At 70.3% G+C, this 22,697-nt stretch carries 19 protein-coding genes and 3 tRNA genes; 18 read left to right on the forward strand and 4 right to left on the reverse strand.

All coding sequences use genetic code 11. The annotated features are described in order from the left end of the window. The first annotated feature begins 490 nt into the window (after positions 1–490). From recA to AB7F93_RS06725, 7 genes are all read left to right on the forward strand, one after another. The gene (recA, locus tag AB7F93_RS06695; RefSeq protein ID WP_428302114.1) at positions 491–1,513 is read left to right on the forward strand and encodes a recombinase RecA; all 1,023 of its coding nucleotides are present in this window, start codon (positions 491–493) and stop codon (positions 1,511–1,513) included. Positions 1,514–1,525: 12 nt separating this feature from the next. Further along, the gene (locus AB7F93_RS06700) at positions 1,526–1,999 is read left to right on the forward strand and encodes a regulatory protein RecX (RefSeq protein WP_428302115.1); all 474 of its coding nucleotides are present in this window, start codon (positions 1,526–1,528) and stop codon (positions 1,997–1,999) included. Then, complete coding sequence (gene alaS / locus AB7F93_RS06705; protein ID WP_428302116.1) at positions 1,996–4,611, forward strand: alanine--tRNA ligase; 2,616 nt, start codon at positions 1,996–1,998, stop codon at positions 4,609–4,611. The genes AB7F93_RS06700 and alaS overlap by 4 nt, the downstream gene beginning before the upstream one ends. 42 nt (positions 4,612–4,653) lie before the next feature. Further along, positions 4,654–5,877, forward strand: a complete 1,224-nt coding sequence (locus AB7F93_RS06710; RefSeq protein WP_428302117.1) for an aspartate kinase — start codon at positions 4,654–4,656, stop codon at positions 5,875–5,877. 111 nt (positions 5,878–5,988) lie between these two features. Beyond that, a complete protein-coding gene (gene csrA, locus AB7F93_RS06715) occupies positions 5,989–6,189 on the forward strand; it encodes a carbon storage regulator CsrA (RefSeq protein ID WP_428302118.1) in 201 nt (66 codons plus the stop codon). Positions 6,190–6,235: 46 nt separating this feature from the next. Beyond that, positions 6,236–6,329: transfer RNA gene (locus tag AB7F93_RS06720), tRNA-Ser, on the forward strand. A gap of 52 nt (positions 6,330–6,381) precedes the next feature. Continuing rightward, positions 6,382–6,458, forward strand: a tRNA-Arg gene (locus AB7F93_RS06725). 131 nt (positions 6,459–6,589) lie between these two features. Here AB7F93_RS06725 and AB7F93_RS06730 read toward each other — a convergent pair. After that, complete coding sequence (locus AB7F93_RS06730; protein WP_428302119.1) at positions 6,590–7,009, reverse strand: c-type cytochrome; 420 nt, start codon at positions 7,007–7,009, stop codon at positions 6,590–6,592. A 223-nt stretch (positions 7,010–7,232) separates the two neighbouring features. Between AB7F93_RS06730 and AB7F93_RS06735 the strand changes: the two genes are divergently transcribed. From AB7F93_RS06735 to AB7F93_RS06765, 7 genes are all read left to right on the forward strand, one after another. Beyond that, the gene (locus tag AB7F93_RS06735; RefSeq protein WP_428302136.1) at positions 7,233–8,366 is read left to right on the forward strand and encodes an acyl-CoA dehydrogenase family protein; all 1,134 of its coding nucleotides are present in this window, start codon (positions 7,233–7,235) and stop codon (positions 8,364–8,366) included. Positions 8,367–8,409: 43 nt separating this feature from the next. After that, positions 8,410–9,588, forward strand: a complete 1,179-nt coding sequence (locus tag AB7F93_RS06740) for an acetyl-CoA C-acyltransferase (RefSeq protein ID WP_428302120.1) — start codon at positions 8,410–8,412, stop codon at positions 9,586–9,588. A gap of 83 nt (positions 9,589–9,671) precedes the next feature. After that, positions 9,672–10,625, forward strand: coding sequence for an NADP-dependent oxidoreductase (locus tag AB7F93_RS06745; RefSeq protein WP_428302121.1), 954 nt, complete (start codon positions 9,672–9,674; stop codon positions 10,623–10,625). A gap of 169 nt (positions 10,626–10,794) precedes the next feature. Beyond that, the gene (locus AB7F93_RS06750) at positions 10,795–12,402 is read left to right on the forward strand and encodes a carboxyl transferase domain-containing protein (protein ID WP_428302122.1); all 1,608 of its coding nucleotides are present in this window, start codon (positions 10,795–10,797) and stop codon (positions 12,400–12,402) included. Between the two features lie 11 nt (positions 12,403–12,413). Further along, positions 12,414–13,205: an enoyl-CoA hydratase/isomerase family protein gene (locus AB7F93_RS06755; protein ID WP_428302123.1), complete on the forward strand. Its 792-nt coding sequence runs from the start codon at positions 12,414–12,416 to the stop codon at positions 13,203–13,205. Next, positions 13,205–15,193 carry an acetyl/propionyl/methylcrotonyl-CoA carboxylase subunit alpha gene (locus AB7F93_RS06760; protein ID WP_428302124.1) on the forward strand — a complete coding sequence of 663 codons (1,989 nt, stop codon included), beginning with the start codon at positions 13,205–13,207 and terminating at the stop codon, positions 15,191–15,193. Before AB7F93_RS06755 ends, AB7F93_RS06760 begins: the two co-directional genes overlap by 1 nt. A gap of 1 nt (position 15,194) precedes the next feature. Continuing rightward, positions 15,195–16,106 (forward strand): hydroxymethylglutaryl-CoA lyase, encoded by a 912-nt coding sequence (locus AB7F93_RS06765; RefSeq protein WP_428302125.1) that lies wholly within the window; start codon positions 15,195–15,197, stop codon positions 16,104–16,106. Between the two features lie 79 nt (positions 16,107–16,185). Here AB7F93_RS06765 and AB7F93_RS06770 read toward each other — a convergent pair whose 3' ends face one another. The 3 genes from AB7F93_RS06770 to AB7F93_RS06780 all read right to left on the reverse strand — a co-directional run bounded on the left by AB7F93_RS06770 (position 16,186) and on the right by AB7F93_RS06780 (position 18,658). Continuing rightward, positions 16,186–17,121 carry a fatty acid desaturase gene (locus AB7F93_RS06770; RefSeq protein WP_428302126.1) on the reverse strand — a complete coding sequence of 312 codons (936 nt, stop codon included), beginning with the start codon at positions 17,119–17,121 and terminating at the stop codon, positions 16,186–16,188. Positions 17,122–17,301: 180 nt separating this feature from the next. After that, complete coding sequence (locus tag AB7F93_RS06775) at positions 17,302–17,823, reverse strand: nitroreductase family protein (protein ID WP_428302127.1); 522 nt, start codon at positions 17,821–17,823, stop codon at positions 17,302–17,304. Positions 17,824–17,854: 31 nt separating this feature from the next. Then, a complete protein-coding gene (locus AB7F93_RS06780; protein ID WP_428302128.1) occupies positions 17,855–18,658 on the reverse strand; it encodes an outer membrane protein assembly factor BamD in 804 nt (267 codons plus the stop codon). Between the two features lie 65 nt (positions 18,659–18,723). Between AB7F93_RS06780 and rluD the strand changes: the two genes are divergently transcribed. The 4 genes from rluD to AB7F93_RS06800 all read left to right on the forward strand — a co-directional run bounded on the left by rluD (position 18,724) and on the right by AB7F93_RS06800 (position 22,599). Then, positions 18,724–19,680, forward strand: coding sequence for a 23S rRNA pseudouridine(1911/1915/1917) synthase RluD (gene rluD, locus AB7F93_RS06785; RefSeq protein WP_428302129.1), 957 nt, complete (start codon positions 18,724–18,726; stop codon positions 19,678–19,680). Further along, positions 19,673–20,410, forward strand: a complete 738-nt coding sequence (gene pgeF, locus AB7F93_RS06790; protein ID WP_428302130.1) for a peptidoglycan editing factor PgeF — start codon at positions 19,673–19,675, stop codon at positions 20,408–20,410. The genes rluD and pgeF overlap by 8 nt, the downstream gene beginning before the upstream one ends. 12 nt (positions 20,411–20,422) lie before the next feature. Then, positions 20,423–22,435: an AsmA family protein gene (locus AB7F93_RS06795; RefSeq protein ID WP_428302131.1), complete on the forward strand. Its 2,013-nt coding sequence runs from the start codon at positions 20,423–20,425 to the stop codon at positions 22,433–22,435. 90 nt (positions 22,436–22,525) lie between these two features. Continuing rightward, positions 22,526–22,599 (forward strand) — tRNA-Gly (locus AB7F93_RS06800). The last annotated feature ends 98 nt before the right edge of the window (positions 22,600–22,697 follow it).

Genomic DNA, 22,697 nt, shown 5'->3' on the forward strand with positions numbered 1-22,697 from the left:
CTTTTCTGGTATTGGCATGGCATCTGCTGGCGGGTGCGTGCCTGAGTACTGCCGACCGTCGCCGGAGCGCGACGGTCCCGCGTTTCTGCCGCACGCCTCGGCGGGCGAGCGGCAGAGCCGGGCGGCCCGCCATGGATGGCAGGGCATCGACGGGCTCGATGGCGATTCGACCGCCCGCGTGGACCGGCTTCCCCCTTGCCCGGCCAAGCGATCCCGGTCGATTCGCTGCTTCGGCGTTGCCGGGTCGGGGTGTTCGCCCCGACCCGGTTTTTTCCGGCCGACGGTTCGCAAGTTCCTGCCCGCGCTACGGAGAGCCAGTGTCGCCATGGATGGCGACGCGGCGGGGCTTTCGACAAGCTCGCCGTCCGTCGAGATGGCTTTCCAGTGCGGCGCATGGGTGCCGGTTCTCTCGTTCCCGCCCGGCCGCGTCGCGCGCTGTGGAATAATGCGGACCGTTTTTTCGGCACCGGCCATCAGCGCGGGAATCAGCATGGACGACAACAAACTCAAGGCCTTGACGGCTGCGCTCGGGCAGATCGAGCGGCAGTTCGGCAAGGGCGCCGTCATGCGCCTGGGCGACCCCGGTGCCGTGCGCGACGTGGAGGCCATTTCCACGGGCTCGTTGAATCTCGACATCGCGCTCGGCATCGGCGGCCTGCCGCGCGGGCGCATCATCGAAATCTACGGCCCGGAGTCGTCCGGCAAGACCACCATCGCGCTGCAGACCATCGCCCAGGTGCAGCGCAATGGCGGCACGGCGGCCTTCGTGGACGCCGAGCACGCGCTCGACCCGACCTACGCCGAGAAGCTCGGCATCAACATCGCGGACCTGCTGGTCTCGCAGCCGGACACCGGCGAGCAGGCGCTCGAAATCGTCGACATGCTGGTGCGCTCGGGCGCCGTCGACCTGGTGGTGGTGGACTCGGTGGCGGCGCTGACGCCGCGCGCCGAAATCGAGGGCGAGATGGGCGACTCGCACGTCGGTCTTCAGGCGCGCCTGATGTCGCAGGCGCTGCGCAAGCTCACGGGCAGCATCAGCCGCTCGAACACCACCGTCATCTTCATCAACCAGATCCGCATGAAGATCGGCGTCATGTTCGGCAGCCCGGAGACCACCACCGGCGGCAACGCGCTGAAGTTCTACGCCTCGGTGCGCCTGGACATCCGCCGCGTCGGCGCCATCAAGAAAGGCGACGAGGTGGTCGGCAACGAGACGCGCGTGAAGGTGGTCAAGAACAAGGTCTCGCCGCCGTTCAAGACCGCCGATTTCGACATCCTGTACGGTGTCGGCGTGTCGCGCGAGGGCGAGATCATCGACCTTGGCGTGAACCTTGGCCTGGTCGAAAAGTCCGGCGCCTGGTACTCCTACAACGGCGAGCGCATCGGCCAGGGCCGCGACAACACGCGCGAGTTCCTGCGCGCCAATCCGGACATGGCGGATGCCATCGACGCGCAGATTCGCGCCAAGATGCTCCCCGCGCGGCGCCCAGCCGAGGCCCCGGCCTCCGCCTGACGTGGCTGCGCCGTGGATGATCCGGTCGAAGCGGCCTACGCGCAGGCGCTGAAATTGTTGGCCCGGCGCGAGCACGGCCGGGCGGAGTTGTCGCGCAAGCTCAGCCAGCGCGGTCATTCATCCGAGCACATTGCCCCGGCCCTGCAGCGGCTCGATGCCGCGGGTTACCTGTCCGAGGCCCGCTACGCGCAGGCGCGCGTCGCGGAACTGCGCCGGCGACGCTACGGCCCGCTGCGGGCGCAGGCAGAACTGCGCGCCCACGGCGTCGATGAAGCCGCCATTGCGGACGCGGTGCAGGTCGAGGACAGCGACTGGTATCGCGCTTGCGAAGAAGCCTGTGGGCGCACCGCCCGCACCGCGCCCGGCACGCCGGCCGAGCGGGCTCGCCTGCAACGCCAGCTCGCAATGCGGGGCTTCACCACCGCGCAGATCCGCGCCGCCCTCGGCAAGAATTCGTCTGAACGACTCGACAGCGACGACGCATGAACAGCACCGACATCCGCCGCAAGTTTCTCGACTTCTTCGCCGCCGAGGGCCACCAGGAGGTGGCGTCGAGCTCGCTCGTGCCGCACGGCGACGCGACGCTGCTGTTCACCAACGCCGGCATGGTGCAGTTCAAGGACGTGTTCCTGGGCCTGGAACAGCGCCCGTACCGGCGCGCCGCCACGGCGCAGCGCTGCGTGCGCGCCGGCGGCAAGCACAACGATCTCGACAACGTGGGCTACACCGCTCGCCACCACACGTTCTTCGAGATGCTGGGCAATTTCAGCTTCGGCGATTACTTCAAGCGCGACGCCATCCGCTTCGCCTGGCGCTTCCTGACCGAGGTGCTGCACCTGCCCGCCGAGCGGCTGTGGGTCACCGTGCACCCCGAGGACGACGAGGCAGCCGAGATCTGGCTGGGTGAAATCGGCGTGCCGGACAGCCGCTTGCGGCGCATCCCGGGCGACGACAACTTCTGGTCCATGGGCGACGTCGGCCCGTGCGGGCCGTGCACGGAGATTTTTTACGACCACGGCCCCGACGTGGCGGGTGGTCCCCCGGGTTCGCCGGACGCCGACGGCGACCGCTACATCGAGATCTGGAACCTCGTGTTCATGCAGTACGAGCGCCTGGCGGACGGTTCGCTGCGGCCGCTGCCGCGTCCCTCGGTGGACACCGGCATGGGCCTGGAGCGTCTGGCGGCTGTGCTACAGGGCGTGCACGACAACTACGACACGGATATCTTCCGCGGCCTGATCGACGCTGCCGCGCGGGTAATCGGCACCGACGATCTCGCCTCGCGCTCGCTGCGCGTGATCGCCGACCATATTCGTTCCAGCGCGTTCCTGATCGCCGACGGCGTGCTGCCGAGCAACGAGGGCCGCGGCTACGTGCTGCGGCGCATCATCCGCCGCGCGGCGCGGCACGGCGCGCGCCTCGGCGCGGTGGGGCCGTTCTTCCACCGTCTGGTCGCGCCGCTGGTGGCGGCCATGGGCGACGCCTATCCGGAACTCGCCGCCGCGCAGGCGGCGGTCGAAACCGCCCTGCGTGATGAAGAGGAACGTTTCGCGCAGACCCTCTCACACGGCCTCGCTATCCTGGAGCGCGACATGGCGCGCCTGGGCGGGCAATTGATCCCGGGCGAGACCATCTTTCGCCTGTACGACACGTACGGCTTTCCGGTGGACCTGACAGCCGACATCGCCCGCGAGCGCGGGCTCGCGCTCGATCTCGACGGCTTCGAGCAGGCGATGGCGCAGCAGCGCGAGCGGGCGCGGGCGGCGAGCCAGTTCCATGCCGACGAGGATCTGCGCCTGGGCGACGTGCTGGATGCCGCCACGCTCGCCGCGCACCGCTTCACCGGTTACGAGCAGGAGGAAGACCGCGCGCGCGTGGTGGCGCTGCTGCGCGATGGCGAGCCGGTCGAGCGCATAGAAGCCGGTCAGCCGGCTAGCGTAGTACTTGACCACACGCCCTTCTACGCGGAATCAGGCGGCCAGGTGGGTGACACCGGGGCGCTGCAAGGCCCGGCCAGTGCGTTTGCCGTCGCCGACACGCGCAAGGAAGGCGCCGTGCACGTACACGTGGGTACGCTCGAACGCGGCGCACTGTCGGTCGGCGACGAGGTCACCGCCCACGTCGACACCGCCCGGCGCACGCGCATCCGCGCCAATCATTCCGCGACGCACCTGCTGCATGCGGCGCTGCGCGAGGTGCTGGGGCCGCACGTGGCGCAGAAGGGCTCGCTGGTCAACGCCGAGCGCCTGCGCTTCGACTTCTCGCACGGCAAACCCGTGTCCGCCGACGAGCTTGCCCGCATCGAAACGCTGGTCAACGCGCAGATTCGCGGCAATGCCGCGGCCGAGGTGCGCGAGATGGCGCTCGCGGACGCGCAAGCCGCCGGCGCCATGGCGCTGTTTGGCGAGAAGTACGGCGAGCGCGTGCGAGTGCTGCGTCTGGGCGATTTTTCGATCGAACTGTGCGGCGGCACGCACGTGGCCCGCGCCGGTGACATCGGCCTGTTCAAGATCATGTCCGAGTCCGCCGTGGCGGCCGGTGTGCGGCGCATCGAGGCGGTGGCCGGCGAGGGCGCCATCGACTGGCTGCGCAGCGCCGACGAGCGCCTGCGGCGCATCGCCGCGACGCTGCAGGCCGGCGAGGCGGACGTGCTCGACAAGCTGGAGCAACTGCTGGCTCGCCAGCGTGATCAGGACAAGGAGCTCGAACGCCTGCGCGGCAAGCTGGCGAGCCAGGCCGGTGACGGCCTGCTCGATCAGGCGGTCGACGTGGCTGGCGCCAGGGTGCTGGCGGCGCAGCTCGACATCACCGACGCCAAGGCGCTGCGCGAGCAGGCCGATCGCCTGCGCGACAAGCTCGGCAGCGCGGTGCTGGTGCTGGCCGGCGTGGCCGGCGACAAGGTGAGCCTGGTGGCGGCCGTGAGCGCCGATCTCACCGACCGCGTGAAGGCGGGCGATCTGGCCGGTGCCGTCGCGCAGCAGGTGGGCGGCAAGGGCGGCGGCCGGCCCGACATGGCCATGGCCGGCGGCAACCAGCCGCAGGCGCTGCCGGCGGCACTCGCCGGCGTGGCCGACTGGGTGCGTCAGCGCCTCGCCTGACGCAACGCATTTTTCGCAATCAACGTTGGAGCAAGACAGGCAATGGCCCTGATCGTGCAGAAGTACGGCGGGACGTCGATGGGCAGTCCCGAGCGCATCGCCGCCGTGGCCGAGCGCGTCGAGCGCGCCCGCGCGGCGGGTGACGACGTGGTGGTGGTGGTGTCGGCCATGTCCGGCGAGACCGATCGCCTCATCAAGCTGGCGAAATCAGTCAACGCGCAGCCGCCGGCGCGCGAGATGGACGTGCTGCTCGCCACCGGCGAGCAGGCGTCGATCGCGCTGCTCGCCATGGCGCTGGCCGCCCGCGGCGTGCCGGCGCGTTCGTTCACCGGCGCGCAGGTGCACATCCTCACCGACAGCGCACACAGCAAGGCGCGCATTCTGGACATCGACAACGAGCGCCTGCGGGCGTGTCTCGCGGCCGGACAGGTGGCGGTGGTGGCGGGCTTTCAGGGCATCGACGCCGACGGCAGCATCACCACGCTCGGTCGCGGCGGTTCGGACACGACGGCCGTCGCGCTGGCGGCGGCGCTGAAGGCCGACGAGTGCCAGATCTACACCGACGTCGACGGCGTCTACACCACCGACCCGCGCGTCGAGCCGCGCGCGCGGCGCCTGGACCGCGTCACGTTCGAGGAAATGCTCGAAATGGCGAGTCTCGGCGCCAAGGTGCTGCAGATTCGGTCGGTCGAATTTGCCGGCAAATACAAGGTGCCGCTGCGCGTGCTGTCGAGCTTCCAGGACGGCCCCGGCACGCTCATCACTTTCGAGGACCAAGGCATGGAAGAGCCACTCATTTCCGGCATCGCCTTCAACCGCGACGAGGCGCAGATCACCGTGGCCGGCATTCCGGACCGCCCGGGCGTCGCATCCGCCATCTTCGGCCCGATCGCGAAGGCGAACGTCGAGATCGACGTCATCGTGCAGAGCATCGGGCAGGATGGCCTGACCACGATGAGCTTCACCGTGCACCGCAACGACTACGCGCAGGCCATGGCGCTGCTGGCCGGCGTGGTGGCCGATCTTGGCGCGCGCAGCGTCGGCGGCGACGACAAGATCACCAAGATTTCGCTGGTCGGCGTCGGCATGCGCTCGCACGCCGGCGTCGCGGCCACGATGTTCGAGGCGCTGTCCGCCGAGGGCATCAACATCCGCATGGTGTCGACCTCAGAGATCAAGATCTCGGTGATCATCGACGAGAAATACCTCGAACTTGCCGTGCGTACGTTGCACGAGGCGTTTGGCCTCGCCGACGCCAAGGTTTGACAAAACGATCGTTTGTGTTGGAATGCCCGCCGCTGGCGTTGTCCGCGCCGAAACGGACAGCAGGGTCGATTGAATGACGCGTGACCACCGAGCACCTGTGGGGGAAATTGCATGCTTATTCTGACGCGCCGCGCCGGCGAGACACTGGTCATCGGCGACGGTATCGAAATCACCGTGCTGGGCACCAAGGGCAACCAGGTGCGTCTGGGCGTGAAGGCGCCGCGCGACGTGCCGGTGCACCGGGCGGAGATTTACGAGCGCATCCAGCAGGAGCGCGCGGACGCCGTCGCGGTGGAACCGGAGCACGGCTAGCGGCTTTGCGCCCGGCGGGTGAAGCGGGGTATCCTGCGCGCCCTTCGGAGAGATGGCCGAGCCGGTCGAAGGCGCTCCCCTGCTAAGGGAGTATGGGGTCAAAAGCTCCATCGAGGGTTCGAATCCCTCTCTCTCCGCCACTCTTAAGGTTTGACAGCAGGGCCTGCGCATCCCGATAATTTGCGGCTTCGCGCGCCCGTAGCTCAGTTGGATAGAGTACCTGGCTACGAACCAGGCGGTCGGGAGTTCGAATCTCTCCGGGCGCGCCACTTCATAAAAAAAGCCCGGGCGGGGTAACCGCCCGGGCTTTTTTGTTGCCGCTCGACTGAAACCGCGCGGCGCTATGTCATTCAGCCAAACCGGCCCGCAGCGCGCCGTTTGCAGCGCCAGCAGTCCGCGTTCAGTCCTTCTTGTAGTTGTCGTGGCAGTCCTTGCAGGCCTGCCCGACCTTGCCGAACTGCGGCTTGAGCGCGTCGAGGGCGGTGGCCGTCCTGGCGGCATCGGCGAGCTTGCCCGCCTCGGTCTCGAAGGTCTGCATCTTGGACTTGAAGTCGTCCATGTTGTCCCAGATGTCGGGCTTGGCCTCTGAGTCGCCCACCAGGCTGTCGGGAATGAAGCCCTCCAGCGGCAACGCGCTGAGGTAGGCGACGCGCTCGGCCTTGAGCGCGAAGGCCTTCGCATCGAACGGCATCTCGCCCTTGACCATGCCGGCCATCGGGCCGAAGTTCCAGGCGATGGCGTGGTAGACGCCTTGCCGGTAGGCAACGGCGCGCTCGGCCGGGCTGGGGCCGGTGGCGTCGGCGAGGGCGACAGCGCTCATGGCCATGGCGGCGGCACAAAAGAGAGCGGTTTTGCGCTTCACGGGTAGCAAGCTCCTCGGTGGTGGTGGGTGACCGTGGCCGACTCTAGCACAGCGTTTTTGACCGTCCGGCGCGGCGTCGGAGGGCACTTGGCGGGTGCTACCATGCCGGCTTGACTGGTCGTTCAGTGCGCGCATCGACAGGAGGCAAACGGTGGTTTTCGACCTGCACATTTCCGAGGAAATGGACGCGTTGCGCGAGGTCATACGCCGCTTCGCGGAGGCCGAGATCGCCCCGCGGGCGCAGGAGATCGACGTCAGCAATACCTTCCCGCGCGAGATGTGGCCGCAGCTCGGCGAGCTTGGGCTGCTGGGTCTGACGGTGCCGGAGGAGTACGGCGGCACGGCGCTCGGTTATCTCGCGCAAACCCTCGCGGTGGAGGAGATCTCCCGCGCGTCCGGGTCCATCGGCATGTCGTACGGCGCGCACGCCAACCTGTGCGTGGACAACCTGTGCCGCAATGGCACCGACGCGCAGCGGCGCAAGTACCTGCCCAAGCTGCTGTCCGGCGAGCATCTCGGCGCGCTGGCCATGTCGGAGCCCGGCGCCGGGTCGGACGTGGTCGGCTCAATGCGTTGCCGGGCGGAGCTGCAGGACGGCGTGTGGGTGGCCAACGGCAACAAGTTCTGGATAACCAACGGCCCGCAGGCGGACGTTCTGGTCGTGTACATGCGCACGGCCGATCCGGCCACGACCGGCTCGCGCTCGATCACGGCGTTCATTGTCGAGCGCGGCATGAAAGGCTTTTCCACGGCGCAGAAGCTGGACAAGCTCGGCATGCGCGGCTCGGACACCGGCGAGCTGATTTTCCAGAACTGCGAGATTCCACCGGAGAATGTGCTCGGCGAAGTGAACCAGGGCGTCAAGGTGCTGATGAGCGGGCTCGACACGGAGCGCGTGACGCTGTCCGGCGGGCCGATCGGCATCATGCAGGCGGCGCTCGATCTGGTGCTGCCGTACGTGCACGAGCGCAAGCAGTTCGGTGCCGCCATCGGCACCTTCGAGCTCATGCAGGGCAAGCTCGCCGACATGTACACGCAGCTGGTCGCGGCGCGGGCTTTCTCGTACCGCACCGCCGCGGCGCTGGACGCGCGCAGGTCCACACGCAAGGACGCCGCCGCGTGCCTGATGTTCGCCTCCGAGGCATCGGTGCGGGTGGCGCTGGAAGCCATCCAGAGTCTGGGCGGCAACGGTTACATGAACGAGTTTCCCGCCGGGCGGCTGCTGCGCGACGCCAAGATTTACGACATCGGCGCCGGTACCAACGAAATTCGCCGCATGCTGATCGGGCGCGAGTTGTTCGAGCAGACCGGTTGATCCGGTCCGCGTTTTTTCGTCACTTCTTGAGGAGCACACCGCCATGAGCAACGGCGTTGTCATCGTTGCCGCCCGCCGCACGGCCATGGGCGGTTTTCAGGGCCAGTTCGCCAGTCTGTCGGCGAGTGACCTCGGCGCCGCCGCCATCGCCGCGGCGGTGGCCGACGCCGGCGTCGACGGCGCGCAGATCGAGGACGCGCACATCGGCTGTGTGCTGCCGGCGGGTCAAGGCCAGGCGCCCGGCCGCCAGGCGGTGCTGAAGGCGGGCTTGGCGCTCGGCGTGCCGGTGACCACCGTCAACAAGATGTGCGGCTCGGCCATGAAGGCCACGATGTACGCCGTGGACCAGATCCGCTGCGGCGACGTGAAGGTGGCGCTGGCCGGCGGCATGGAGTCCATGACCAACGCGCCGTACATCCTGCCGAAGGTGCGGGCGGGCCTGCGCATGGGCCACAGCGAGGTGCTGGACCACATGTTCTGCGATGGTCTCCAGGACGTGCGCGAGGGCCTGCTGATGGGCGCGTTCGCCGAGCGCTGCGCCGAGAAGCACGGCTTCTCCCGCGAGGCGCAGGACGCCTACGCCATCGAATCGCTCAAGCGCGCCCAGCGCGCCACGCTGGAGGGCGATTCGGCCACCGAGATCGTGCCGGTGACGGTCAAGACCAAGGCCGGCGAGGTGGTCTACGACAAGGACGAGCAGCCGCTGACCGCCAAGCTCGACAAGATTCCGACGCTCAAGCCCGCCTTCAAGAAGGACGGCACGGTCACCGCCGCCAACTCGTCGTCGATTTCCGACGGCGCCGCGGCGCTGGTGCTGATGAGCGAGGAGGAAGCCGCCCGCCGGAACCTGAAACCGCTCGCCCGCGTGCTCGGCCACGCCACCCACGCACAGGACCCGGCCTGGTTCACCACCGCGCCGGTCGGCGCCATCGAGGTGCTGCTGCGCAAGCTCGGCTGGAGCGCCGACAAGCCGGACCTGTACGAGGTGAACGAAGCCTTCGCCGTGGTGCCGATGACGGTGATGCAGGAACTGCGCATCCCGCACGAGAACATGAACGTGTTCGGCGGCGCCTGCGCGCTCGGCCATCCGGTCGGCGCCTCCGGTGCGCGCATCGTGGTGACGCTGCTGAACGCGCTGCGCCGGCGCGGCGGCAAGTACGGCGTGGCCGGCATCTGTCTTGCCGGCGGTGAGGCCACGGCGCTGGCGGTCGAGTTGCTGTAAGCGTCCATGCCATCCGCCCGGCGAGACGCCGGGCGGTTTCCCGCACACGCTCGCGCATCCCCACCCCCCGAAACGCCCCCCCTGTGAAAGCCATTGTCATCGACGACTTCGGCGGCCCCGAGCGGCTGCACCTGGCCGATCGCCCCACGCCGCCCATCGCCGACGATCAGGTGCTGGTCGCGGTGCGCGTGGCGGGCGTCAACCCCATCGACTGGCGCATCCGCAATGGCCAGCTCAAGCAGTTCGTGCCCTACGAGTTCCCGATCATCCTCGGCCGCGAGGTGTCGGGCGTAGTGGCCGCGGTCGGCGCCGCGGTGGCCGGCTTTCAGCCCGGCGATGCCGTGTTCGGCTTCCTGCAGCAGCGCCACATGCACTGGGGCAGTTACGCGCAGTTCGTGCCGACCGAGGCCGCCAAGCTCGCCCACAAGCCGCCGGAACTCGGCTTCGAGCAGGCCGCGGCGCTGCCCGTTGCCGGCCACACGGCATGGCAGGGCCTGTTCGAGGTGGCCGATCTGAAGCCCAGCGAAGTGGTGCTGATCACCGGCGCGGCCGGCGGCGTCGGCAGCATCGCGGTGCAGATGGCGCACAACGCTGGCGCGACGGTGATCGCCAGCGCCAGCGCCGCCAATCACGACTACGTGCGCCAGCTGGGCGCCGACTTGGCGGTGGACTACCACGCGCCCGATTTTGCGGCCGAGGTCGCCAAGCACTTTGCGCAAGTGGATGTCATCTTCGCCGCCTTCGCCGGGCCGTCGCTGCAGGGCTGCGCGCCGCTGGTGCACGCCGGCACGCGCATCGTGCTGCTGAGCCCGGAGGCGACCGAGGCGGACATGCGCGTCGGCGGCGTCGCGTCGCGCATTCTGATCGCCCGCGCCGACGGCGCGCAGCTCGAGAAAATCGCTGCACTCGCGGTGCAGGGGCGCATCCGGCCACACATCGCCGCCGTGCTGCCGCTGGAAGACGCCGCCCGTGCGCACGAGATGAGCGCGACCCAGCGCACCCGCGGCAAAATCCTGCTGCGCGTGGCGGCGGACTGACGCCGACCCTGCCGGGGCGGAGCCCGGGGCAGGATGCCCCGGCGTGAACCGAGGGCCACGCCCTTGGTTCACGGAGCCGCAGCGCGGGCCTGTACCGCGTTGCGGCGAGCAAGAAAATTCCATGGATGGAATTTTTTTGTCCAGTCGACAACGAGGAAGGAGTAACGGTGTGCCGGTACTGGACAGCAAGCTGAATTCCGCCACCGCCGAGTTCGCCGCCAACGCCGCGCACAACAGCGCGCTGGTGGCGGACCTGCGCGCCAAGCTCGCGCAGTACGCGCAGGGCGGCCCGCCGCAGGCCAAGGCCAAGCACAGCGCGCGCGGCAAGCTGCTGCCGCGCGAGCGGGTGGAAGCGCTGCTCGATCCGGGCACGCCGTTCCTGGAGCTGTCGCCGCTGGCAGCGTTCGGCCTCTACGACGACGAGGCGCCGTCGGCCGGCATCGTCACCGGCATCGGCCGGGTGTGTGGGCAGGAGGTGGTGATCGTCGCCAACGACGCCACCGTCAAGGGCGGCACCTACTACCCGCTGACGGTCAAGAAGCACCTGCGCGCGCAGCAGATCGCGCTCGAAAACCGCCTGCCGTGCATTTATCTGGTCGATTCCGGCGGCGGCTTCCTGCCGCTGCAGGACGAGGTGTTTCCGGACCAGCACCACTTCGGGCGCATCTTCTACAACCAGTCGGTGATGTCGGCGGCCGGCATCCCGCAGCTCGCGGTGGTGATGGGCTCGTGCACCGCCGGCGGCGCCTACGTGCCGGCGCTGTGCGACGAGACGGTCATCGTGAGAAATCAGGGCACGATCTTCCTCGGCGGCCCGCCACTGGTGAAGGCCGCCACCGGCGAGGTGGTGACGGCGGAGGAACTCGGCGGCGGCGACGTGCACAGCCGCACGTCGGGCGTCACCGATTACCTCGCGCGTAACGACCTGCACGCGCTCGGCATCTGCCGCGACATCGTGGCGACGCTGAACCGGCAAAAATCGGTCGAGATTCCGCTTCGCGAGTCGCAGCCGCCGCGCTACGACACGCAGGAGCTGTACGGCCTGGTGCCCGCCGACGCGCGCCAGCCGTTCGACGTGCGCGAGGTCATCGCGCGCCTGGTGGACGGCTCGGAATTCCAGGAGTTCAAGCAGCTCTACGGCAACACGCTGGTGTGCGGCTTCGCGCACCTGTGGGGCCATCCGGTCGGCATCATCGCCAACAACGGCATCCTGTTCTCGGAATCCGCGCTCAAGGGTGCGCACTTCATCGAGCTGTGCTGCCAGCGGCGCATCCCGCTGCTGTTTCTGCAGAACATCACGGGTTTCATGGTGGGCCGCGAGTACGAGAGCCGCGGCATCGCCAAGGACGGCGCCAAGCTGGTGCACGCCGTAGCCAACGCGCAGGTGCCGAAGTTCACGGTGATCATCGGCGGCTCGTTTGGCGCCGGCAATTACGGCATGTGCGGGCGCGCCTACGGGCCGCGATTCCTGTGGATGTGGCCGAACGCGCGCATCTCGGTGATGGGCGGCGAGCAGGCGGCGAGCGTGCTGGCCACGGTGCGGCGCGACAACATCGAGGCGCGCGGCGATGCCTGGTCCGCCGAGGCCGAAGACGCCTTCAAGGCGCCCATCCGCGAGCAGTACGAGCGCCAGGGCCACCCCTATTACGCCACCGCGCGCCTGTGGGACGACGGCGTCATCGACCCCGCAGACACGCGCACGGTGCTGGGTCTCGCGCTGTCAGCATCGCTGAATGCGCCTATCCCTGAGCCGCGCTTTGGCGTGTTCCGGATGTGACGGAGGCCCCCATGCAGCCGCTGCAAACCATCACCCATGCAACCGACCACCGCGGCGTCGCCACGCTGACGCTGAACCGCCCGCAGGTGCACAACGCCTTCAACGACGTGGTGATTGCGGAACTCACGCACGTGCTCGGCCTGCTGGGTGCCGATACCTCGGTGCGCGCCGTGGTGCTGACCGGCGCCGGCGAGACCTTCTCGGCCGGGGGCGATCTGAACTGGATGCGCTCGATGGTGGACTTCAGCGCCGTCGAGAACGAGGCCGACGCGCTCAAGCTCGCGCAGTTGCTGGAGACGCTCGACCGGCTGCCCAAGCCCACCGTGGCGCGCGTCAACGGCGGGGCATTCGGCGGTGGTGTGGGTTTGATCGCCTGTTGCGACATCGCGGTCGGCGTGGACACGGCGCGGTTTGGCCTGACGGAAGTCCGCCTCGGCCTCGCGCCGGCCACCATCGCGCCCTACGTGGTGCGCGCGATGGGTGCCCGTCAGGCGCGGCGGTATTTCCTCACCGGCGAGCGCTTCGACGCCCGCCACGCGCTGCGCATCGGCCTGCTGCATGAAGTGGTGGAGCCGGACGCGCTCGACGGCACCGTGCACACGCTCACCGACTATTTGCTGCACGGCGGCCCGCTGGCGCTGACCGCCTGCAAGCACCTGGTGGACGACGTGAGCGGGCAGACTGACCGCGACGCGCTCAAGCGCGACACCGCCGCGCTGATCGCGCGCCTTCGCGTGTCGGACGAAGGCCAGGAGGGCCTGCACGCCTTTTTCGCCCGCCGGGCACCCAACTGGATGCGCTGATGTTCGACACGCTTTTGATCGCCAACCGCGGCGAGATCGCCTGCCGCGTCATCGCCACCGCGCGCCGGCTCGGTGTCCGCACCGTGGCCGTGTACTCGGACGCGGACGCGCAGGCCCGCCACGTGCGCCTGGCCGATGTGGCCGTGCGCCTGGGTCCGGCGCCGGCGGCGCAGTCGTACCTCAACATGGACGCGCTGCTGGACGCCGCCCGGGCTAGCGGCGCGCGGGCCATCCACCCCGGCTACGGCTTTCTGGCCGAGAACGCCGCCTTCGCGCGCCGCTGCGCGCAGGCGGGCTTGATCTTCGTCGGCCCGCCGCCGGAGGCGATCGAGGCCATGGGCGCCAAGGACGCCGCCAAGCGTCTGGTGGTGCGGGCGGACGTGCCGGTGGTGCCGGGCTTCGACGCGCCGGGCGCGGACGACGCGCAGCTCATCGCGGCCGCGGCGAAGGTCGGCTACCCGCTGCTGGTGAAGGCGGCGGCGGGCGGCGGCGGTCGCGGCATGCGCCGCGTGGACGGCGCCGATGGCCTTGCCGACGCCATCGCCGGCGCGCGGCGCGAGGCGCTGGCCGCCTTCGGCGACGACGCGCTGCTGCTGGAGCGCTACGTCACCGCGGCCCGCCACGTCGAGGTGCAGGTGTTCGCCGACGCGCACGGCGCCGCGGTGCATCTTTTCGAGCGCGACTGCTCGGTACAGCGGCGGCATCAGAAGGTGGTCGAGGAAGCGCCGGCGCCGAACCTGCCGGATGCCACCCGCGCCGCCATGGGCGCGGCCGCGGTGCGCGCCGCGCAGGCGGTCGGCTACCGCGGCGCCGGCACGGTGGAATTCCTGCTGGCGCCGGATGGCGCGTTCTATTTCCTGGAAATGAACACGCGCCTGCAGGTGGAGCACCCGGTCACGGAGGCGATCACCGGGCTTGATCTTGTCGAATGGCAGCTGCGCGTGGCGGCCGGTGAGCCGCTGCCGCTGGCGCAGGCCGACATCCCGCGCCGCGGCCACGCCATCGAGGTGCGCCTGTGCGCGGAAGACCCGGCGCGCGGCTTTCTGCCCGGCGTCGGGCGGCTTGGCACGTTTGCGCTGCCGGCGCCCGGCCCCGGCCGGCGCGTCGACACCGGCTTCGACCCCGGCGACACCGTGTCGCCGCACTACGACTCGCTGCTCGCCAAGCTGATCGCGTATGGCGATGACCGCGAACAGGCGCGCGCGCGCCTGCTCGCCATGCTCGCCGAGACCGCCAGCGTGGGCGTGGCCACCAACGCGGCGCTGCTGGAGCGCATCCTCGCCGCCGACGATTTCGCGGCCGTGCGGCACCACACGGGCTGGCTGGAAGGCGTGCTGGACGAGCTCACCGCCCCTGCCGCGCCGGGCATCGACGCGCTGCTGGCGGCGACCGTGCGCCTGACGGACGACGAGCGCATCGCCGCCCGGTCGGGCGCGGACGACCGCTCGCCCTGGGCACTGGCGGGCGCGTTCCGCGTCGGCGTGCCGGCGGTGCGCCGCGTGCTGTGGCAATCGCCGGACGACGCGCAGCACACCGTCACCCTCACCGGTCGCAGTGACGGTGGCTACGACTGGCAGTGCGGTGACCTCGATGGTGGCCTCACCGGCACGGTGACCGGCGACGCGGTCAGCGTGGACGGCCCGACCGGCCGGCAGACCTGGCGCGTCTGGCGCGCCGGGCAGGACGTCGAACTCGCCGGCCCGCAGCGGCTTCGCTTGCAGTACATCGACCCGCTCGCCGCCGAGGCCGGCGAGGAAGAAGCCGAACTGCGCCTGACCGCGCCGCTGCCCGGCAAGCTGGTGCAGATGGCGGTGGCACCCGGCCAGACCGTGACCAAGGGCGACCTGCTGCTGGTGCTGGAGGCCATGAAGATGGAGCACCGCATCCACGCCCCGCACGACGGGGTGATCGAGACCGTCGGCGGCCAGGTGGGTGACTTCGTGCCGGCCGACTCGGTGCTGGTCAGCTTCGTCGCCGGGGACGCCTGACATGAGCCTTGCGGCATTGCCGGGCCGCATCCGCCTGTGCGAAATGGGGCCGCGGGATGGTCTTCAGAACATCCCGGACACGGTGCCGCTGGCGGTCAAGCTGGGTCTGATCGAGCGCCTGCAACAGGCCGGGCTGGGTTACATCGAGGTCGCGGCCTTCGTGAGCCCGAAGGCGGTGCCGCAGATGGCCGACAGCGAGGCGGTATGCGCCGGCCTCACGCGCCGGCCGGGCGTGACCTACGCCGCGCTCGCGCCGAACGTGCAGGGGCTCGAACGGGCCATGGCCGCCGGCATCGGCGAAGTCGGCCTGTTCACCGCCGCGTCGGAGGTCTTCTCGCAGCACAACACCCGGTGCAGCATCGAGGAATCGCTCGCCCGTGCCACGGCCATCGCGCAGCCGGCCCACGCCGCCGGCGTGCGCCTGCGCGGCTACGTGTCCTGCGTGCTCGGCTGCCCGTACGAGGGCGCCACCGACCCCGGCCGGGTGGCGGAACTCGCCGCGGCGCTGTTCGAGCTCGGCTGCTACGAGGTGTCGCTCGGCGACACCATCGGCGTCGGCACGCCGGGCAAGGCGCGGGCGATGGTGCAGCGGGTGCGCGAGTCGGTACCCACGCAGCCGCTGGCGCTGCATTTTCACGATACCTACGGCCAGGCGCTGGCCAACATCCTGGCCTGTCTTGATCTTGGCATCGCGAGCGTGGACGCCTCGGTGGCCGGCCTTGGCGGCTGCCCGTACGCGCCCGGCGCCAGCGGCAACGTGGCGAGCGAGGACGTGGTCTACATGCTGCACGGACTTGGCGTCGCGACCGGTGTCGATCTCGACGCCCTGTGCCGGGCCGGCGCCTACATCAGCGAGCAGCTCGGCCGGCCATCGGCCAGCCGCGCCGGGCGGGCACTCGCGGCGCGGCACTGATCATCCACGCAGCGTGTCGCCCTCAACGAGGGCGACACGTTTCCCATCCCTTGGCAGCGGCGAGTGCGGAATCGGCGCTTCAGGCGCCGGTCGGCGTCGCCAACGTGCCGCCGCCCTGCCCGGCAGGGGCGTGGAACCGGCGGTGCACCTCGATGTTGTCGGGCTCCAGCGCAAACGCCGTCTGGTAGCTCACGTTGTGTTTCACGTGCTCGTCGTAGCGCAGGAACCAGACCCTGTGCATTTTGTAGAACGGCACCGTCGGGTACAGGTGATGGATCAGGTGGTAGTTCTGGTACACCAGCAGCGGCGTCAGCAGCCACTCCCAGCCCATGCGCATGGTGGTGGCGAGGTACGGGTCCTCGTGGTGGCTGACCAGCGCCGGGTGGTGCGGCAGGATCACGAACACCACCGCGATCAGGAACAGCGAGATGCGGGTCGGGATGAACCACAGCATGAACAGCTCATAGGCGTATCCCATCGCGATCAGCGTGCCTACGACCGCCACCAGGCAGGTGTAGAACACGACCAGTTCCTTCTTGTGCTTCTTCACCAGGTGCTGGCCGCGGGTGAAGAAGTACCAGATGTACCAGCCGTCAAACAACGCCCAGCGCAGCGGCGCCTGCCAGCGCGGCGTGTCGTGCTCGAAGCGGTCCGGGTCTTCGGTGCCGTTGGCGTGGATGTGGTGCTGGTTGTGCAGCCAGCGCAGTGCCACCATCGGCGCGTACGGGAACAGGAACAGCAGCGATACGTCGGCGATGGTTTCGTTCAGCCAGCCGATGCGCGAGATGGCGCGGTGCGCGCCGTCGTGAATGGGGCTGAACAGGCCGTAGCTGAGCAGGCCGTTGATGACGGCGCCGGCCCAGTAGCTCATCTCGCCGGTCAGGCACAGGTACCACACCACGCCCATGCCGCCGAGCATGAGCACCGCCAGCAGCGCGGTCGGAATGGCCAGCACGGGCGCGCGCATGTAGTCGCGCAGGAGCTGTTCGCTGGGGGATTGCGTTTGGGTCGCCATCGGTTCTCATCTCCTTGAGAGCGTTTTGTCCATGCGGCGGGCTGCCGCGCTGCCGAGGCGCAGGGTGCTCGATGCTGCGGGGGAGGCAGTCGGGGAGATGATCCGGTGCGCGCCGGCAGGTGTCTTGACCGGCGTCAACGGCCGCGCGTGGGTGGCGCGGCCGCGCGCGGGTGGCGCCGGTCAGCGCCGGGAGACGACTTCGTCGAGGCGACGGCGCGGCGTAGGGGCGGGCAGTTCGGCCGGGTAACCGATGCTGATGATGGCGACCGGGTCCAGGTGCGCCGGCAGGTCGAGCTGGGCGCACACCTGCTCGCGGTCGTAACGGCCGACCCAGGCCGAGGCGAGGCCCGCCGCGACTGCGGCGAGCTGCGCGTAGGCCGCCGCGATGGTGGCGTCCTGGGTGGCGAACAGCGCGCTGCCGCGGTCGCCGAAACGCTCGTGCGGGCGCACCCGGTCGGCGCAGAACACGAGCGCCAGCGGCGCCTCGGTGATGAAGGTCTGGTCCGGGGCCGCTTCCTGCAGGCGCGCCCGGTCGGCCGGCGAGGTCAGCACGTGGATGTGGTAGGACTGCAAGTCGCCGGCCGACGGGGCGGTCGACACCGCCTCCAGGATGGCGTGGAGTTTTTCCGGCTCGACCGGCATGTCCGGCTGGTACCGGCGCACCGAGTGGCGGTGGCGCACGGTCTGGAAGAAGTCCCACATGGCGGCTCGCTCCTCGCCGCGCCGGGCGGCGTCAGTTGGCGCTGGCGAGTTTGCCGGCGCGCTCGGTGGCCGGATGGCTCGGGTAATTGAGGTTCAGCACCCGCAGCGCGTCGCTGGCCTGGGCGTCGTGGCCGAGGGTACGGTAGGCGCTGACCATCAGTTCCAGCGCGTCCGGCGTAAACGCGCTGCGCGGGTAGGTTTCGACCACGTGCCGGGCGCGCGCGGCGGCGGCGACGTAGGCACCGCGCTTCACGTAATAGCGGGCCACCAGGATGTCGTGCTCGGCGAGCTGGTTGCGCAGATAGACCATGCGTTGACGGGCGTCCGGGGCGTAGCGGCTGTCCGGGAAGCTGCGCAGCAGCTGCGCGAACTCGTCGAACGCCTGGCGGGCGTTGTTCATGTCGCGCGCGGACAGATTTTGCGGCAGCCACTTCTCCAGAATCGACACCTCGCGCTTGAAGTGCACAAGGCCCTTCAGGTAGTACGCGTATTCGACGTTCGGGTGCAGCGGGTACAGGCGCGCGAAGCGGTCGGCGGACTCGATGGCGAGTTCGGCGTCGCCGTTCTTGTAGTAGGCGAAGGCGATGTCGATCAGCGACTGCTGCGAGTAGACGCCGTACGGGTAGCGGGCTTCGAGCTTGCCGTAGAGGTCAATGGCTTCCTGGTAGCCGTTGTCGAGCAGGGCCTTGCGCGCCTCCGTGTACAGCTTCTCGACCGACCAGCCCTCGGTGCGGTCTTCGGTGGGCTTGCTGTTGGGTTCCCCGCCGCAGGCCGTGAGCAAGGCCAGCAGGGCAAGACAACACAGACGCAGGCCGGCACGGGGCGACAGGGACACGGGTGCTTCTCGAAGGGCGGGTTCCGCGCGGCGTTTAGAATGCGCCGCATCGCGGAATGGACATCATGGCAGCGCCCGAACTATATCAAACGCCCCCCGAGCTGGCCGGGCAGCGGCTCGACCAGGTGCTGGCCGTGCTGCTGCCGGATTACTCGCGAAGTCGCCTGCAGGCGTGGATCCGCGAAGGCCGGGTGGCGGTGGACGGCGCCGTAATGGCCGCCAGCGGCCGTCTGCGCGGTGGCGAGCAGATCAGCGTCGAGCTGCCGCGCCAGACGGTGCAGGCACACCCGACCGCCGAGGCGATCGCGCTTCACATCGTGCACGAGGATGCCGAGCTGCTGGTGGTGAACAAACCGGCGGGTCTGGTGGTGCACCCGGGCGCGGGCAATCCGGCCGGCACGCTCATGAACGCGCTGCTGCATCACGACCCCGGTCTCGCCGACGTGCCGCGCGCCGGCATCGTGCACCGCCTCGACAAGGACACCACGGGCCTGCTGCTGGTGGCGCGCACGCTGCCGGCGCACAAGCGTCTGGTGGAGCTGCTCGCCGAGCGCGAGGTGCACCGCGAGTACCTCGCCCTGGTGCAGGGGCAGATCATCGCCGGCGGCACGGTGGATGCGCCCATCGGCCGCCACCGCACCGACCGCACGCGCATGGCCGTGAGCGACGGCGGGCGCGATGCGGTCACGCACTACCGCGTGGCGCAGCGCTTTACCCACCACACGCTGCTGCGCGTGATGCTCGAAACCGGCCGCACGCACCAGATTCGCGTGCACCTGGCGAGCATCGGGCACGCGGTGGTGGGCGATGCCACCTACGCGCGCCTGCGCCTGCCGCCGGGGGCGAGCGTTGAATGCCGGGAGGCGATCGGCGCGTTTCGCCGTCAGGCGCTGCACGCCGCGCACCTGGAGCTGACGCACCCGGTGAGCGGCGCCCCGCTGGCGTTCGACGCGCCGCTGCCGGCCGACATGGCCGCGTTGCTCGCCGTGCTTGCGCACGAGGTGGAGGCCGCCGGTGCCTGAGGTCGGCGTGTTCACCCCCGATTGGCCGCTGCCGCCGGGCGTGCGCGCGGCCAGCACCACGCGTCTGGGGGGTGCGAGTGGCGGCCCGTTTGCGGGTTTCAATCTGGGAGATCACGTGGGCGACGATCCGCGCGCCGTCGCCGCCAACCGCGCGGCGCTCGGTGCGGCGCTCGGTCTGCCGGCGCCGCCGGGGTGGCTGTCGCAGGTGCACGGCCGCGCGGTGGCCGGCCCCGACGACCCAGCCGGCAGCGCCGCGGACGCCCGCTACGCCGACCGGCCGGGCGTGGTGTGCGCGGTGCTGACGGCCGACTGCCTGCCGCTGTTGCTGTGCAGCGACGACGGGCGCGAGATCGCCGCCGTGCACTGCGGCTGGCGGGGCCTCGCGGCCGGCATCGTCGGCCGGGCCATCGGGCGCTTCGCGACGCCGGCGCGGGCGGTCAGTGCCTGGCTGGGTCCGGCCATCGGCCCGGCCGCGTTCGAGGTCGGGCCCGAGGTGCGGGAGGCCTTTGTGCGCGCGGATGCCGGCGCGGGGGCGTGTTTCCGGGCGGGCCGCGGCACGCGCTGGCTGGCCGATCTGTGCGGCCTTGCGCGCCGCGCCCTGCTGGCCGGCGGTGTGCAGCGCATTGCCGGCGGTGGCGTGTGCACGGTGGCCGATGCGGCGCGGTTTTATTCGTACCGCCGCGACGGCGTGACCGGTCGCATGGCCAGCCTCATCTGGCGCGATGACTGAGCGTTCAGGCTCGTGAGGTCGCTGCGCCGTTGGCTGGCCGGCTTGCTTTTCCTGCTGGTGGCGATGTTCGGCGCGGCCATGCTCGTGCCGCGCCTGGTGGACCCGGACACGCTGCGCACGCTGCTGATCGTGTTCGTGCGCAATCACACCGGACGCGAGCTCGACGTGGACGGCGAGGTGCGCATCGCCCTGCTGCCGCGCCCGGCGATCGTGCTGCCGCGGGTGGCGCTCGCGGACGGACCGGGTTTCGGCCCGGAGCCGTTTGCCCGCCTGGACGGCGCGCGCGCCAACCTGCGCGTGTGGCCGTTGCTGTGGCGGCGTCTGGAGGTGGCCAGCATCGACATCGAGCGCCCGCAGCTGCGCCTGATCGTGAATGCGCGCGGTCGCGGCAACTGGACCGACCTGTTGCCGAGCCGTGGGCCAACCGGGCGAGCCGGCGCCAGCCGAAGCCCGGACGACCCGCTCGGCCGCATCGCCGTGGACCGGCTGACGGTACGCGGCGCCGACGTGCTGTGGAACGATCGGCGCAGCGGCCGCTGGGCGCGTCTGCACGACTTTGGCGTGGCGGTGAACGGGTTTGACGCCGGCCACGCGGTGCCGGTGCAGGCAGGCGGCATGCTGGATGTCGGTGACCCGCCCCGCAGCGCGCGGTTCGACCTGTCCGGCACCGTGCAGCGCCGGGACGACGGCGCCTGGCGTGCGCCGGACCTGCGCCTTGGCGCTGCGCTGGCCGGCGCCGGGTTGGCCGAGCCGCTGGCACTGCGCCTGGCCGCCGATGCCAGGCTTGATCCTGAGCGCGGCCGGCTGCGCCTGCGAACGCTGGTGCTGGAGGGCGACCCGCTGCGCGTGCGCGGCGAACTGACCGCGGTGCGCAGTGCCGACAAGCCGTGGCAGATCGGCGCGCAGCTCGACATCGACCGGCTCGACCTGCTCGCGCTGCTGCGGCACCTGGGGCTCAGGCACGCGCCGGCCGATCCGGCGGCGCTGACCGACCTTGCCGGCCGCGTCGAACTTGCCGTGGGCCCCGCTGGCCTCAACCTCGCGCGGATCGACCTGCGCGTCGACGGTGCCCACTGGCGGGGCGCCGCGCGTCTTGGCAAGCCGAGCGCGCCCGAGCTGCGCTTCGCCCTGGAGGCCGACCGGCTCGACCTCGACCGCTATCTGCCGGCCGCCAGCGGCGATGACGCGGTGCTGGCCGGGACGGCGCTCGCGCAATCGGTGCGGTCGGCGCGCTCGCCGGTCGATGTGCTGCGCCGTCTGGCGCGCCTTGACGTGGACGGTACGCTCGACGTGGCGGCGTTCAGTGGCCGCGGCCTGGCGGGACAACAGGCCGCCGTCGGCTATCGTTCGGACGGCGGACGCATCGCCTTGAACCCGCTGCGCTTTGCGCTGTACGGCGGCACGGCCGAGGCGGAGGTGGCCATCGCGGCCCGGGCGGGCGATCCGGACCTGCGGGTCAAGTTCGCCGTCCGCGACGTGGCGGCGGGGCCGTTGCTCAGCGCGACCACCGGCTCCGACGCGCTGCACGGCCGGTTGAGCGCGGACGGGGAACTCGCCGGCGCCGCCGTGGCTGGTGACGCGCTGCTGCGCAGCCTGCGCGGCACGCTACAGGCGTCCGTCGGCGACGGGACGCTCAAGGGAGTCAATGTCGATCGCGGCGTGTGCCTCGCGCAGCGGGGGGCGTCACAGGGGGCGGCGACAACCGCTGACGCCTGCGATGAGGGCGCCGACACCCGCTGGTCGATGCTGCGCCTGGGCGGCGCGGTGACCCGCGGCGTGTGGCGCAGTGGCGATGTGTCGCTCGAAACGGTGACCGGCCAGGGGCGGGCCCACCGGTTGACCGGCGCCGGCACGCTGGACCTGCCCACCGGCGCGATCGATTACCGCCTGCGCAGCGCCGAAACCCGAGGACGGGCGCCGGTTTCGGTGCAGGTGCAGGGCGTGCCGGGCGACTGGTCGGTGCGTTCTGCGCCGCCCGCCGTCGGGGCGCAAAAACCGACGCCCAGACGCGCGCGATCACCCTGATGCCGCGGACTCGATCGTGCGGCCAGCGCCGGGCAACACCGGTCCGCGTCTTGCCGGCAACGAAACGCGCTGGCTAGAATCCCGCCTAGCGCGGGTGTAGTTCAATGGTAGAACGGGAGCTTCCCAAGCTCTCAGCGAGGGTTCGATTCCCTTCACCCGCTCCACTGCATCATTCTGCGGACTTCCGCAGAAGTCCAAGAGAGTCTGCAAGTCGTTGCCACACAAGGACTTTTCCTCTCTTTGACGTTCTGCCGCGGTCCAC

The sequence above is a fragment of the Immundisolibacter sp. genome (genome assembly GCF_050250495.1).
In the GTDB taxonomy this organism is placed as follows: domain Bacteria; phylum Pseudomonadota; class Gammaproteobacteria; order Immundisolibacterales; family Immundisolibacteraceae; genus Immundisolibacter.

Bases quoted from the DNA above. Each gene is read 5' to 3' on its own strand.
- recA (WP_428302114.1), top strand. From the start codon at position 491: ATGGACGACAACAAACTCAAGGCCTTGACGGCTGCGCTCGGGCAGATC.
- alaS (WP_428302116.1), top strand. From the start codon at position 1,996: ATGAACAGCACCGACATCCGCCGCAAGTTTCTCGACTTCTTCGCCGCC.
- AB7F93_RS06710 (WP_428302117.1), top strand. From the start codon at position 4,654: ATGGCCCTGATCGTGCAGAAGTACGGCGGGACGTCGATGGGCAGTCCC.
- csrA (WP_428302118.1), top strand. From the start codon at position 5,989: ATGCTTATTCTGACGCGCCGCGCCGGCGAGACACTGGTCATCGGCGAC.
- AB7F93_RS06730 (WP_428302119.1), bottom strand. From the start codon at position 7,009: ATGAGCGCTGTCGCCCTCGCCGACGCCACCGGCCCCAGCCCGGCCGAG.
- AB7F93_RS06735 (WP_428302136.1), top strand. From the start codon at position 7,233: ATGGACGCGTTGCGCGAGGTCATACGCCGCTTCGCGGAGGCCGAGATC.
- AB7F93_RS06740 (WP_428302120.1), top strand. From the start codon at position 8,410: ATGAGCAACGGCGTTGTCATCGTTGCCGCCCGCCGCACGGCCATGGGC.
- AB7F93_RS06755 (WP_428302123.1), top strand. From the start codon at position 12,414: ATGCAGCCGCTGCAAACCATCACCCATGCAACCGACCACCGCGGCGTC.
- AB7F93_RS06760 (WP_428302124.1), top strand. From the start codon at position 13,205: ATGTTCGACACGCTTTTGATCGCCAACCGCGGCGAGATCGCCTGCCGC.
- AB7F93_RS06765 (WP_428302125.1), top strand. From the start codon at position 15,195: ATGAGCCTTGCGGCATTGCCGGGCCGCATCCGCCTGTGCGAAATGGGG.
- AB7F93_RS06770 (WP_428302126.1), bottom strand. From the start codon at position 17,121: ATGGCGACCCAAACGCAATCCCCCAGCGAACAGCTCCTGCGCGACTAC.
- AB7F93_RS06775 (WP_428302127.1), bottom strand. From the start codon at position 17,823: ATGTGGGACTTCTTCCAGACCGTGCGCCACCGCCACTCGGTGCGCCGG.
- rluD (WP_428302129.1), top strand. From the start codon at position 18,724: ATGGCAGCGCCCGAACTATATCAAACGCCCCCCGAGCTGGCCGGGCAG.